The sequence below is a fragment of the Lacinutrix venerupis genome (assembly GCF_001971745.1).
Classification (GTDB): Bacteria; Bacteroidota; Bacteroidia; order Flavobacteriales; family Flavobacteriaceae; genus Lacinutrix; species Lacinutrix venerupis.
Genome location: NZ_CP019352.1, coordinates 67,221 through 81,008 on the forward strand (window position 1 = coordinate 67,221; position 13,788 = coordinate 81,008).

A 13,788-nucleotide genomic window follows, 5' to 3' on the forward strand; every position below is an offset into this window, starting at 1 on the left:
AATTTGTATTATGGCAGAAGAAATTATAAATCGCGTAGCAAACAGCAAATTAGTTGTTTTTGATCTTGAGGATTTTTATCCTGAAGGTAAACGCATTGTTTTTGATATTAAAGACTGGTTGTATGAAGGTTTTGTTTTACGTGAAAAAGATTTTCGTGAAAGCGTAAAAAATTACAATTGGTCGCAACACCAAGACCAATACGTAGCACTTACCTGCTCTACCGATGCTATTGTACCAGCTTGGGCATTTATGTTAATTACACTGCAACTTCAACCTTATACAAAAAAAACAGTTTTAGGTAATTTAGAAGCATTAGAAACAGAAATTTACCAAGAAATAATAGCCAATTTAGACACAGAAATTTATAAAGACAAACCTGTTATTATTAAAGGTTGCTCTAAAAAACCAGTACCAGATAGCGCATTAATTATGGTAAGTAACAAGTTAAAACCAGTTGTAAAATCCATACTATTTGGTGAAGCTTGCTCATCTGTGCCATTATTTAAACGTTAGTTGTCGTTTAAACCAATCACTTAATCTATATTTTACACTAAATAGTCGTTATAATTTTAGCAATTACTTCTAATTGCTATACTTTTGCAACATAAAATTTTAATATTCAAAATGAAAAAACTTTTATTATTATTAGCGTTATCTATTGGAACATTTTCAATTAACGCACAGACAAAAGAAGAGTTAAAAACTCAAAAAGCAGAAAAACAAGCTGAGGCAGACAAGTTTCAAGCCGAAGCGAATGCAATACAAGCACAAATAGATGCACTTCCAGGATGGAGAAAAGGTCTTTTTGGTACTGTAGGTGGTACTATTTCTAACTTTAGCAACTGGTACTCTCAAGGTACTCCAGATAATGCTTCTGGAAACATTGGTGTTTCTATTAATGGTTTTGCTAATTTAATTGAAGATAAATTTTTCTGGAGAAACTCTTTAACAACTAACTTAAATTGGGTTAAGTTAGACGATAAAAATGATCCTACAGATGATGACAATTTTAACCCAACTACAGATGTTTTTAACATTTCTTCTTTATACGGAAGAAACCTTACTAAAAACTTTGCTGTTTCTGGTTTAGCAGAATATAGAACAACATTATTAGACAACTTTAACGACCCAGGATACTTAGACGTTGGTGTTGGTGGAACTTGGACACCTTTAGAAAATTTAATTGTTGTTGTACACCCATTAAACTACAACTTTGTATTTGCAGATAATGACGCTATTTTTGATTCTTCTTTAGGCGCAAAAATTGTTGCAGATTATACAAGACAAATTGGTGCAATTAGCTTTAAGTCTAACTTATCTACTTTCCAGAGCTATAAAAGTGGAGACTTATCTAATGTAACTTGGACAAACTCATTTAGCTATACTTTATGGAAAATGATTGGTGTTGGTTTTGATTTTGGTTTAAGAAGCAACAAACAAGAAGCACTTAACTATGCATTAGGACAGTTTGATCCTTTAGCAATTCCTGCTCAAGCAGTTCCAACATTTGATAATGTAGATAACAAATTACAATCTTACTGGTTATTAGGTTTAAGCTATAACCTATAGATTATAAACTATAACATTTTTAAAAAACGCGTTTCTTTTAAGAAACGCGTTTTTTTGTATCTTTCTGTTTTTAAAACTTTTAAAATGAAAAAAGTACTTATATCATGTTTAATCCTAACTTTTTTTTCTTGTAAAAAAGAAGTAAAACAAACAGAAGTATTAAAAAAAAATTATGAAAAAATTGAACAACTACAATGGCTAGTTGGAAACTGGACTAATATTACTGAAAAAAAACAATCTTTCGAAAACTGGCAAAAAGCAAATGATAGTACTTTAAAAGCACATAGCTATACTATTGTAGAAAACGACACCGTTTTTGCAGAGCGCATTACACTACAACAAATTGATACCACAGTAGCTTTTACGGTTGTGGCTTATAATGAAAATGACAATAAGCCAGTAACTTTTATACTTAAACCTACTAATAGTAATATTTCTACTTTCGAAAATTTAAAACATGATTTTCCGTCAAAAATATCATATTCAAATCCAGTAAAAGATTCAATACATGCTTGGATTGAAGGTAAAATGGATAATGAACAAGTAAAAGTAGATTTCTTTTACAAAAGAGCAGAATAAAAAGAATTTATAAAAATCTAATGCTTTTTATTAAACTTACGCTCGCTTTTCTTTTTACCAAAAAGCCTTTTTAAGAAACCATCTCGCTTTTCATCTTCACAATTTAAAGCATCGATAACGCTAGCTGAAGGATTTTCGAAATTACTTTTTGTTATTGAATTATATTTTGAATCTAAATTTAATTTCTGATAAAATTTAGCAAAAATTGGTAGTGCAGAATTTGCGCCTTGACCTAATCCAGTAGTTTTAAAACCAATATTATAATTATCGTTACCAACCCAATTTACTGTTACTAAATTTGGTGTTATTCCTACAAACCAACCATCTTTATTATCTTGAGTTGTACCTGTTTTTCCTGCAATATTATTTTTAAGATTATAAGTAGAGCGAAGTCTTGCTGCGGTTCCAGAGTTTACTGTAGCTTTCATTATTTGTAGCATTACTTGTCTAGTATCATCGCTATAAGCTTTAGTTGTATTTTCTTCTGGTTTAAAAGACACTATTTCTACACCATTTTTATCTTCAATTTTAGTAATAAAATAAGGCTTAACTGGCTTACTATTATTTACATAACTAGCATAAGCACCAGCAAGTTCTTTTATATTAATTTCGGCCACACCTAACGCTAAAGATGGTTCTTTAGGTAGTTGTTTTGATATACCTAATTTTTTAGCTTGTTGTAACACATTGTCAATACCAACTTCATTTAAAACCTTAACTGCAATAGTGTTCATAGATTGACTTAAAGCTGTTTCTAAATTGTAGTTAATGTGTGGATCTTCGGCTTTATTTCCAGAATTGGTTGGTGTCCAGTTTTTATAATCTGTATAAGTAATGGCTTTTGGCGAAAAATAAGTACATGGCTTCATACCATTTTCTATAGCTGCGGTATACACAAAAGGTTTAAATGTTGAACCTACTTGACGCTCGCTTTGCGAAACATGATCGTATTTAAAAAATCTATAATCTGCACCGCCAACATAAGTTCTTACTGCTCCTGTTTTAGGATCTAAAGCTATCATACCTGTATTTAAAAACTTTAAGTAATGTTGTAAACTATCTATTGTAGATAATTGTGCTTTTGTAACACCATCCCAATTAAATAATTCTACTTCATGTTTTACAGAAAGTGAATCTATAATTTGATCATGATTTAAACCTGAAGCTTTATGTTTTTTATATTCTGGTAATGTTTTTAAAGCACTCTCAATTAACTTTTTATTAGTTTTCCAAGGTGCATTTTTACCGTAAGAAGCTTCGTAAGCTTGCTGCAATTTTGCTAAGTGAGATTGCATAGCTTCTTCTGCATACTCTTGCATTTGTTGGTCTAATGTGGTGTGTACTATTAAACCATCGTTATACAAATCGTAAGGTTCTCCGTTTGGCTTTTTATAATTGGCTAAAATGGTGCTTAATTCCTTTTTTAATTGTGCTCTAAAATAAGGTGCTAATCCTAAATCGTGATTAAAAGATTGGTAATCTAATTTTAAAGAGTCTTGTTTTGCTTTTTCTAATTCTGTTCCTTTTAAAAAATTGTATTTAAACATTTGCTGTAGTACAACATCTCGACGTTTTTGGCTGTTTTCTATATTTCGTCTAGGATTATAATAACTATTTGCTTTTAAACTTCCTATTAATGTTGCTGCTTGCGACACTGTTAAATTAGCTGTAGAAACATTAAAAAATTTACGCGATGCACTTTCTATACCATATGTATTATCTGGAAACGGTACTGTGTTAAGGTAAAGTGTTAGTATTTCTTTTTTGGTGTAAATTTTCTCTATTCGTTTTGCAACAATAGACTCTTTTATTTTATTAATTACTGTACTAAAAGCAAAGTGATTTTCTCTTCCAAATAAATTTTTTGCTAACTGTAATGTTATTGTACTGCCGCCACCAGACGATTGGTCTTGAAATAGAATAGTTTTAAAAAAAACACGTAATAAACTTACATTATCTACGCCATCATGCTCGTAAAACCTAACATCTTCTGTTGCTATTAAAGCATTTAGAAGGTGTTTAGGAAATTCTTGATATGTTAGTGGCTGCCTATCGTAAATGTAATATTTACCAATAAGTGTGCTGTCTTTATCTAAAATTTGGGTGGCTTCGGCTTGTTTTAAGTTTGTTAATTCTGCAGTATTTGGTAGCTTTCCAAAGGCTCCAAAATAGATGCTTAGGTAAAAAATAATGCCTAAAACTAGTACTATTACTCCTGCTAAAAGGCTTTTTTTTACCCATTTATTTTTTAGTAATGCTTTTATTTTTTGTTTTATCATGTATAATTATTACGTGAAAATAAGTTGCTTTATTTAGATACGGTATTATGGATTGTGTTGGTTGTAATTGTATTAAAAATAAAAGCACTTCTAATAGGAAGAAGTGCTTTTGTTTTTTGCGTTAAGGATAGTAGTGGCATCCTTTTTTTTGCTGCCATATATGGCAAAAAAAAGATATAACGGATAGCCTGACCTTTAGGTAACGCCCTTATTAATTTATTCTTCTTCTCCCATATTGTCATAATCATAATCTGGATACAGAAAATGATTGTATGGAAAACGTGTAACGTGTATATCTCTAACCTCATCGTAGACACGCTTTTTAAAGTCTTCTAAATTTTTCTTGTTTAATGCTGAGATAAATAAGGCGTTATCTTCGCCTACTCTACTCATCCATGTTTTTTTCCACTCGGCAAGGCTGTAATGCTCTTCGGTTCTTTCTGCTATTAAATCTGTATCATCAAAAGGTTTTGCTTTATAGGCATCAATTTTATTAAACACCATAATAGTAGGTTTATTACTACTGTCTATTTCTCCTAAAACTTTATTTACAGAAGCTATGTGTTCTTCAAAATTAGGGTGAGAAATATCTACTACATGTAATAATAAGTCTGCCTCGCGCACCTCATCTAACGTACTTTTAAAACTTTCTACTAATTGCGTTGGTAGTTTTCTTATAAAACCTACAGTGTCACTAAGGAGAAATGGTAGGTTTTGAATAACTACTTTTCTAACTGTAGTATCTAAAGTTGCAAAAAGCTTATTTTCTGCAAATACTTTACTTTTACTAATAGTATTCATCAAGGTTGATTTCCCAACATTAGTATAACCAACTAAAGCTACACGCACCATTTTACCTCTATTACCACGTTGCACAGACATTTGCTTATCTATAACCTTAATTTTATCTTTAAGTAAAGAGATACGGTCACGAACTATACGTCTATCTGTTTCAATTTCTGTTTCTCCAGGTCCACGCATTCCAATTCCACCTTTTTGTCTTTCGAGGTGAGTCCACATTCCTTTTAATCGTGGTAATAAATATTCGCATTGTGCTAATTCTACTTGAGTTCTTGCATAACTTGTTTGCGCTCGTTGTGCAAAAATATCGAGAATAAGGTTGGTTCTATCTAAAACTTTACATTCTAATATTTTACTAATATTTCGCTCTTGTGATGCAGATAATTCGTCATCAAAAATAGCAGTACCAATATTATTATCGTGAATATATTTTCTAACCTCCTCCATTTTACCAGTACCAATATAGGTTTTAGGATTTGGCATTTCCATTTTCTGGGTAAATCGTTTTTTAACATCTCCGCCTGCTGTGAATGTTAAAAATTCTAATTCATCTAAATATTCTTTAGATTTGTCTTCGTCTTGAATTTTAGTAACAACACCTATAATTACAGCGCTTTCTAGTTCTATATCTTTTTTTTCTAGCATAAATATTTTTAAAACACAAAGTTACATAAATGAAAGCAGAATAATTTTTCTATTTTTAACTCTATAAATTTTTTTAATTTGATACTAAACTTCTTTAAATCTAAAGAAAAACGCCACACTATAGCTTTTTATAACATTGAAAATCTTTTTGATGTTTATGATGATGAGCTAACTCGAGATAGTGATATGACTCCAAGTTCTGAAAAAAAATGGAGTATAAAACGCTATAAAAATAAACTTAGAAAAATAGGTTATGTAATTTCTAACATTGGAAAAGAGGATGTAAAAAGGCATCCTGCAATTGTTGGATTAGCCGAAGTTGAAAATGAAGCTGTTTTACAAGACTTAGTAAACTCTAAGCATTTAGAAGATTATAATTACAAATTTGTACATTACGACTCGCCAGATGAGCGTGGTATTGATGTAGCGCTATTATATGACGATACTGTATTTAACGTAGCCTATTCTAAAAGCTATAAATTAGAACTTATTGATGAATTTGGTGTAGAGGATTTAACTAGAGATATTTTACTAGTAAGTGGCTTGTTTGAAGGTTTAGAATTACATTTAATTGTAAATCACTGGCCTTCGAGAAGAACTGGAGATGTAGAAACAAAACACAAACGCTTAAAAGCCGCTAAAAAAGTAACAGAAATTATTGATGAGCTAAAACTAAAAAGCCCAAATGCTAAGGTTGTTATAATGGGAGACTTTAATGATGATCCTGAAAGTGAAAGCGTAAAAACTTTAGAAAAAAGTCATGGTCTTTTTAATCCAATGCGCACATTACTATCTTTAGATCGCGGTACAACTAGCCATAACCATAGATGGAATTTATTCGACCAGTTTTTAATTACACATAATTTTTTTGAACGCAAGAAAAATGCTCTTCGCTATGTTAAAGCAAATATTTTTGATGAAGATTATTTAAAAGAATATGATGGAAAATATAAAGGTTCTCCATATAGAACCTATGTTGGCAAACGCTATAAGGGTGGTTATAGCGACCATTTTCCTGTTTATTTAATTATGTCTAAAAAGTAAATAATTAAATTTAAGAACATAAAAAAAGAGCTAGTTTAAACTAGCTCTTTTTTATTGTATAATATGTTTTGCTTATTTAGCTAAAGCATAACGTCTCTCTACTTCGTTCCAGTTAATTACTTTAAAAAAAGCATCAATATAATCTGGTCTTCTGTTTTGGTAGTTTAAATAATAAGCGTGCTCCCAAACATCTAATCCTAAAATTGGTGTTCCTCCACAAGTTACACCTGGCATTAGTGGATTATCTTGGTTTGGAGTAGAGCAAACTTCTACTTTACCACCTTTATGTACACAAAGCCAAGCCCATCCAGAACCAAACTGTGTAGCCGCAGCTTTACTAAATGCATCTTTAAAAGCATCTACAGAATCAAAAGCAGCCTCAATAGCATCTTTTAATTCACCAGATAAACGTCCTTTATCTTCTGGATTCATTATTTCCCAAAATAATGAGTGGTTATAAAAACCTCCACCATTATTTCTAACTGCTTTATTATCCATATCAAGATTACTTAATATGTTCTCTATAGATTTCCCTTCTAAATCTGTACCTTCAATTGCAGCATTTAACTTAGTTGTATATCCATTATGATGTTTAGTGTGATGTATTTCCATTGTACGAGCGTCGATATTTGGTTCTAAAGCGTCGTATGCGTATCCTAATTTCGGTAATTCGAAAGCCATAATTTTATTTGTTTTTTGTTAATAATCTTTTGTATGTAAATTTAACACTTTAACAAATCAATTAAAAATTTAAGGCAAATTAACTCAGCTCTTTTAATAATACTTTAACAACATAGTTTAAATTGATTTATTTTCTTCTTAAAAAAAAGATATTTAAACAGTCTTGACAAGAAATGTTTTTATCTTGTAAACAAATTTAACTAATGTCTTCAAACTCCTCTTTTCAAGTATATAATGCTTCTGCTGGAAGCGGAAAAACCTTTACTCTAGTTAAAGAATATCTTAAAATTTTATTTTCAGCTTCTGGAAATTATCAGTTTAGAAATATTCTTTCCATAACGTTTACCAATAAAGCGGTTGGTGAAATGAAAGCACGTATTTTAGAAATGTTAAAACATTTTTCTGAAATTGAAAATTTAAAACAACCGCATCCAATGTTTACAGACATTGTTAACGATTTAAAATTGAAGCCTGAGGAACTTCAAGAAAAATCTGAAACAATATTAAACACAATCATGCATAATTATGCAGCGTTCGATATTGCAACTATAGATGGTTTTAACCACAGATTAATAAGAACTTTTGCTCACGATTTAAAATTACCTCTTAATTTTGAAGTAGAATTAGACACAGAATCCTTATTAAATGAAGCTGTAGACCGTTTAATTGCTAAAGCAGGAACAAATAAAGAATTAACTAAAATATTAATTGATTTTGCTATTGAAAAAGCAGACGACGATAAAAGTTGGGACGTTGCCTTAGACTTTAATAAAATTGCTAAATTATTAACTAAAGAAAGTGATTTAGAATTTGTAAAAACTTTAAATGACAAAAAATTAGAAGATTTTTCAATTTTGAAGAAAACATTGTTTTCTGAAATAAAAATAACTGAAAAAAAAATTATTGAGTCTGCCGATTTGGTACTTCAGCTTATAACAGATAATGGATTGGAGTATTCAGATTTTACAAGAAATACACTGCCTAATCATTTTATTAAAGTTAAAACTTTAAATTTCAATAGAATATATGACAATAAACTAGAAACCAACTTAGCCATAAATAAAGGTATTTATAATAAAAAATTAGACTTATCTAAATCATCTGTAATCGATAGAATATTACCAGAAATTGAAATACTTTTTCATATTATAAAAAAATCAGTATATCAGCATAAATTTTTAAAAGCATTTTACAAAAATCTAACGCCTCTTTCTGTTTTAACCTTTATTAACAAAGAGTTATTAGACATTAAAACTGAAGAAAATAAAATGCTAATTAGCGAATTTAACGCCATTATTAGTAAAGAAATAAAAGGACAACCAACACCTTTTATTTATGAGCGTATGGGTGAGAAATTTAAACATTATTTTATAGACGAATTTCAGGACACCTCGCAAATGCAATGGGAAAATTTAACACCGTTGATAGATAATACTTTATCTGGCGAAAATATTAAAGCAGAAAAAGGCACTGCTATGATTGTTGGTGATGCTAAACAAGCAATCTATAGATGGCGAGGCGGAAAAGCTGAGCAATTTATGGACCTATTTAACAAAAACGCTAAACCTTTTCATATTGAGCAAGACGTTAAAAACTTAGATTATAATTACAGAAGTCTAGAAACAATTGTAAATTTTAATAATAGTTTATTTAAACATATTTCTTCGCAAGCAACACTTAGTAAAGAAGATTATGCTAATTTGTATGCACAATCATACCAAAAACCATCTAAAAAAGAACAAGGTTATGTAAACTTAAGTTTTATAGACTTTAAAGATGAAGATGATGATAAGGACACTGTTTACACACAACATGTTCTCGACACTGTAAACTCTTGTCTAGAAAAAGGATATACCTTAAAGGACATTTGTATTCTTGTTAGAAAGAAAAAACATGGTATTGCTATTGCAGAATTTTTAAGTAGCGAAAATTTAAAAATTACATCTAGCGACACTATGTTAATTAATATTTCGCCAGAAGTACAGCTTATTAACAATGTTCTCACGGTTTTAATAAATCCAAACGATACAGAATGCAAAGTAAATATTTTAGATTTTTTAGCTGAAAAATTTAATGTAGAAGACAAACATGAGTTTTTTAAAAATCATTTATTTTTAGAATTAGACCTCTTTTTTAAAAGTTTTGAAGCGTTTAATATCTTTATAAACCCGAAAGAATTAATACAACAAGGCTTATTCGATTTAGCAGAAACAGTGGTTAGGGACTTCAATTTAGTAGAAACTTCTAACGCTCATGTTCAATTTTATTTAGATACCGTTTTAGAATACTCACAAAAAAACATATCAGATTTAAGTTCATTTTTAGAATATTTCAATTTAAAAAAAGACAAACTAAGTATCGTATCTCCTCAAGAACAAGATGCCATACAAATAATGACCATTCATAAATCTAAAGGTTTGGAATTTCCAGTTGTTATATTTCCTTATGCAGACATTAATATTTATGAAGATATTGAACCTAAAGAATGGTTTGCATTAAATCCTGAAAATTACAACGGTTTTAAATACGCTTTATTAAATTATAGTAAAGCCTTTGAAGATTACGGTGAGGAAGGCAATGCTATTTACACTAGACATCAAGCTGAATTGGAATTAGACAGTTTAAATTTATTATATGTTGCATTAACAAGACCAGTAGAACAACTATATATAATTGGCAAAAAAGATGTTAATGCAAAAGGAGATTTAAACTTAAAATCGTATTCAGGATTATTAATAGACTATTTAATGCATATTAATAAATGGAATGATAATGAAACCATTTATAGTTTTGGCTCACCCTTAAAACCCAAAACCATAAAAAAAGAACAAGATATAAAAACTATAGAGCAGCAAGAATTTATTTCTACAGCTAAAGAAGACCATAATATTAAAGTAATTGCCAATTCAGGTTACTTATGGGACACCAAACAAGAAGATGCATTAGAAAAAGGAAATTTAGTCCATGACATAATGGAACATATTAAAACTGAAAGCGATGTAGATTCTGCAATTAAAAATTTTGAAAACGATGGTATAATAGATAACACTCAGGCAAAACATTTAAAAGTTTCCATACTTAGCATTATAAATCATCCAGATTTAAAAAGTTATTTTTCTGGAAACAATACTGTTTATAACGAAAGAGACATTATTTCTAAAACAGGTAAATTATATAGGCCAGACAGACTAGTAATAAATAGTAAAAACGAAGTTATAATTATAGACTACAAAACAGGATTGCACAACCCTAAATATCAACATCAACTACAGGACTACCAAGATGTTTTAGAGGAAATGAATTTTAAAGTAACTAAAAAAATACTTCTTTACATTAATAAAAACATAACCATTAAAAGTTATAATTAATTCTTTATAACTTTGAAAAATCATCTAAAAAACTAAAAAAATGTACGGTAAAATACAACAACATTTACAACAAGAAATTCAAGACATTAAAGACAATGGTCTCTATAAAGAAGAACGTATAATAACTTCTCCACAAGGTGCCGAAATTACTTTAAATACAGGTGAAACTGTTTTAAATTTTTGTGCTAATAACTACTTAGGTTTATCTTCACATCCCGAAGTAATACAAGCTGCAAAAGATGCTATGGACACTCATGGATTTGGTATGAGTTCTGTTCGTTTTATATGTGGAACTCAAGACATACATAAAGAATTAGAGCAAAAAATAGCAGATTTTTACGGTACAGAAGACACTATTTTATATGCTGCAGCCTTCGATGCTAACGGTGGTGTTTTTGAGCCATTATTAGGTAAAGAAGACGCTATTATTTCAGACTCTTTAAATCATGCTTCCATTATAGATGGAGTTCGTTTATGTAAAGCAGCTCGTTATCGTTACCAAAATAACGATATGGCAGATTTAGAAAAACAACTTATTGCAGCTAACGAAAACGGAGCAAGACACAAAATAATAGTAACAGATGGTGTTTTCTCTATGGATGGATTAGTTGCGCCATTAGATAAAATATGTGATTTAGCAGATAAGTATGATGCATTAGTTATGATTGACGAGTGTCACGCCACAGGCTTTATAGGAGAAACAGGCATTGGAACATTAGAAGATAAAGATGTTTTAGGCAGAATCGATATAATTACAGGAACCTTAGGCAAAGCAATGGGAGGTGCAATGGGTGGATATACTACAGCTAAAAAAGAAGTTATCGATATTTTACGCCAGCGATCTAGACCATATTTATTTTCTAACTCATTAGCTCCCGCAATTGTTGGTGCGTCTATTAAAGTATTCGATATGCTTAAAAATGACACTTCGTTAAGAGACAAATTAGAAAAAAACACCAATTATTTTAAAGAAAAAATGAAAGCTGCTGGATTCGATATTATAGATGGAGACTCAGCAATAGTTCCAGTTATGCTTTACGATGCTAAATTGTCTCAAACAATGGCAAATATGTTATTAAATGAAGGAATTTACGTAATTGGCTTCTTTTTTCCTGTCGTTCCTAAAGAAAAAGCAAGAATTAGAGTTCAACTATCTGCAGCTCACGAAATAAGCCATTTAGATAAGGCTATAGAAGCTTTTATAAAGGTTGGAAAAACTCTTGAGGTTATTAAATAACCATTATTAATTTTAACATTTTAGTACAATAATCAATATTTTTATATATTTGTCTTTGTTAATAATGTTTAACAACTTATTTTTGCTTTTAATTAACACTTAAAAATTAAATTTTTGAATATGAAAAATCTTAGCAGATTATTATTCACTCTAGTACTTGTAGTAAGTTTTAGTAATGTGAATGCACAAGACCAAGACAATCCTTGGGCTATTAATTTTGGAATTAACGCAGTAGATTTCTACCCAACTAACGAAGGTTTCCCTTCTGCAGATGCTACATTCGACGAATTTTTTAACGTAGGAGATCATTGGAACGTTCTTCCATCTTTATCTACAATATCTGTATCTAAGTATATGGGTAACAACTTTTCTTTACAAGTTGGTGGTTCTATCAACAAAATAGAGAATTATGGAGACGCACCTGTAGGAGACTTAAATTACTATGCTTTAGATGGTAACGTAAGATATCACTTATCAAACTTAATTAATAGTGGAAGATTAGATCCAACTGTTGGAGTTGGTGGTGGTTATACTTGGGTTGAAGAAGGTCCTTATAACAACAATGGAATTAGTGGAAACAATAATAATGGTGCTGGAACTTTAAACGGTTCTTTAGGATTAACATACTGGTTTACAGATAACGTTGGTTTCTCTGTAGAGTCTAAGTACAAGCATTCTTTTGAAGATTATTTAGATACTCACTTCCAACATACTGCAGGATTTACTGTTAAGTTTGGAGGAACTGATACTGATGGTGACGGTATATTTGATAAAAACGATGCATGTCCAGAAGTTGCTGGTTTAGAAGCTTTCAACGGATGTCCTGATACTGATGGTGATGGAATCGAAGATTCTAAAGATTCTTGTCCTAACGAAGCTGGTTTAGCTGAGTTTAACGGATGTCCTGATACTGATGGTGACGGTGTTGTAGATGGTAGCGATGATTGTCCTACTGTTAAAGGTCTTAAGAGCTTAAATGGTTGTCCAGATGCTGATGCTGATGGTGTAACAGATGCTAAAGATAAATGTCCAAACGAAGCTGGTCCAGCTGCAAACAACGGATGCCCTTGGCCAGATACAGATGGAGATGGTATAACTGATAATGTTGACAAATGTCCTAAAGAAGTAGGTACTGCTGCTAACGATGGTTGTCCTGAAGTAGTTGTTCAACCAACTCAAGAAGTTATGGACAAATTAAATAGCTATGCTAGAACTATCTTATTCGATACAGGAAAATCAAGCTTCCAAAAATCAGCTTACTCTGCATTACAAGATATTACAGCTATTTTAAAAGAATACCCAGACTCTAACTTTACATTAGAAGGTCATACTGATAGTGTAGGAGCTAAATCTTCTAACCAATTATTATCTGAAAGAAGAGCTAACGCAGTAAGAGATTACTTAATTGCTAACGGTATCTCTAAAGATAGATTAACTGCTTACGGTTTTGGTGAAGATTACCCAGTAGATTCTAACGCTACAAGAAACGGTAGAGCTAACAACAGACGTACTGAGATTAAACTTAAAAAATAAGTTTCTCAATACTTTTAAATAAGTTATTAAAAACGCTTCGGTTATCCGAAG

Annotated in this window: 10 protein-coding genes; 7 read left to right on the forward strand and 3 right to left on the reverse strand. The window is 30.5% G+C overall.

The genetic code is table 11. From position 1 onward, the window contains the following. Positions 1 to 10 precede the first annotated feature (10 nt). The 3 genes from BWR22_RS00300 (at position 11) to BWR22_RS00310 (ending at position 2,149) form a co-directional block, all read left to right on the forward strand. Positions 11 to 514 carry a DUF2480 family protein gene (locus BWR22_RS00300; protein WP_076731454.1) on the forward strand — a complete coding sequence of 168 codons (504 nt, stop codon included), beginning with the start codon at positions 11 to 13 and terminating at the stop codon, positions 512 to 514. Positions 515 to 625: 111 nt separating this feature from the next. After that, positions 626 to 1,570, forward strand: coding sequence for a DUF3078 domain-containing protein (locus tag BWR22_RS00305; RefSeq protein ID WP_076731455.1), 945 nt, complete (start codon positions 626 to 628; stop codon positions 1,568 to 1,570). A gap of 84 nt (positions 1,571 to 1,654) precedes the next feature. Beyond that, a complete protein-coding gene (locus BWR22_RS00310) occupies positions 1,655 to 2,149 on the forward strand; it encodes a DUF6265 family protein (RefSeq protein WP_076731456.1) in 495 nt (164 codons plus the stop codon). Between the two features lie 17 nt (positions 2,150 to 2,166). Here the strand turns inward: BWR22_RS00310 and BWR22_RS00315 are convergent, their stop codons facing one another. Both BWR22_RS00315 and hflX read right to left on the reverse strand, forming a co-directional pair. Then, entirely contained in the window at positions 2,167 to 4,428 is a 2,262-nt protein-coding gene (locus BWR22_RS00315; RefSeq protein ID WP_076731457.1) for a transglycosylase domain-containing protein, read from the reverse strand. A 216-nt stretch (positions 4,429 to 4,644) separates the two neighbouring features. Then, on the reverse strand, positions 4,645 to 5,874 hold the full coding sequence (hflX, locus tag BWR22_RS00325; RefSeq protein WP_076731459.1) for a GTPase HflX: 1,230 nt from the start codon (positions 5,872 to 5,874) through the stop codon (positions 4,645 to 4,647). Between the two features lie 78 nt (positions 5,875 to 5,952). Between hflX and BWR22_RS00330 the strand changes: the two genes are divergently transcribed. Continuing rightward, positions 5,953 to 6,918: an endonuclease/exonuclease/phosphatase family protein gene (locus BWR22_RS00330; protein WP_076731460.1), complete on the forward strand. Its 966-nt coding sequence runs from the start codon at positions 5,953 to 5,955 to the stop codon at positions 6,916 to 6,918. Positions 6,919 to 6,990: 72 nt separating this feature from the next. Here BWR22_RS00330 and BWR22_RS00335 read toward each other — a convergent pair whose 3' ends face one another. After that, entirely contained in the window at positions 6,991 to 7,599 is a 609-nt protein-coding gene (locus BWR22_RS00335; RefSeq protein ID WP_076731461.1) for a superoxide dismutase, read from the reverse strand. A 203-nt stretch (positions 7,600 to 7,802) separates the two neighbouring features. Here BWR22_RS00335 and BWR22_RS00340 point away from each other — a divergent pair, with 203 nt between their 5' ends. The 3 genes from BWR22_RS00340 (at position 7,803) to BWR22_RS00350 (ending at position 13,737) form a co-directional block, all read left to right on the forward strand. Beyond that, the gene (locus BWR22_RS00340) at positions 7,803 to 10,967 is read left to right on the forward strand and encodes a UvrD-helicase domain-containing protein (protein WP_076731462.1); all 3,165 of its coding nucleotides are present in this window, start codon (positions 7,803 to 7,805) and stop codon (positions 10,965 to 10,967) included. Between the two features lie 40 nt (positions 10,968 to 11,007). Beyond that, positions 11,008 to 12,204, forward strand: coding sequence for a glycine C-acetyltransferase (gene kbl / locus BWR22_RS00345; protein ID WP_076731463.1), 1,197 nt, complete (start codon positions 11,008 to 11,010; stop codon positions 12,202 to 12,204). Between the two features lie 120 nt (positions 12,205 to 12,324). After that, the gene (locus BWR22_RS00350) at positions 12,325 to 13,737 is read left to right on the forward strand and encodes an OmpA family protein (protein WP_076731464.1); all 1,413 of its coding nucleotides are present in this window, start codon (positions 12,325 to 12,327) and stop codon (positions 13,735 to 13,737) included. Positions 13,738 to 13,788 lie beyond the last annotated feature (51 nt).

What these genes read in the sequence shown, in the direction of transcription:
- BWR22_RS00300 (WP_076731454.1), top strand. Translation starts at nt 11, where the DNA reads ATGGCAGAAGAAATTATAAATCGCGTAGCAAACAGCAAATTAGTTGTT.
- BWR22_RS00305 (WP_076731455.1), top strand. Translation starts at nt 626, where the DNA reads ATGAAAAAACTTTTATTATTATTAGCGTTATCTATTGGAACATTTTCA.
- BWR22_RS00310 (WP_076731456.1), top strand. Translation starts at nt 1,655, where the DNA reads ATGAAAAAAGTACTTATATCATGTTTAATCCTAACTTTTTTTTCTTGT.
- BWR22_RS00315 (WP_076731457.1), bottom strand. Translation starts at nt 4,428, where the DNA reads ATGATAAAACAAAAAATAAAAGCATTACTAAAAAATAAATGGGTAAAA.
- hflX (WP_076731459.1), bottom strand. Translation starts at nt 5,874, where the DNA reads ATGCTAGAAAAAAAAGATATAGAACTAGAAAGCGCTGTAATTATAGGT.
- BWR22_RS00335 (WP_076731461.1), bottom strand. Translation starts at nt 7,599, where the DNA reads ATGGCTTTCGAATTACCGAAATTAGGATACGCATACGACGCTTTAGAA.
- BWR22_RS00340 (WP_076731462.1), top strand. Translation starts at nt 7,803, where the DNA reads ATGTCTTCAAACTCCTCTTTTCAAGTATATAATGCTTCTGCTGGAAGC.
- kbl (WP_076731463.1), top strand. Translation starts at nt 11,008, where the DNA reads ATGTACGGTAAAATACAACAACATTTACAACAAGAAATTCAAGACATT.
- BWR22_RS00350 (WP_076731464.1), top strand. Translation starts at nt 12,325, where the DNA reads ATGAAAAATCTTAGCAGATTATTATTCACTCTAGTACTTGTAGTAAGT.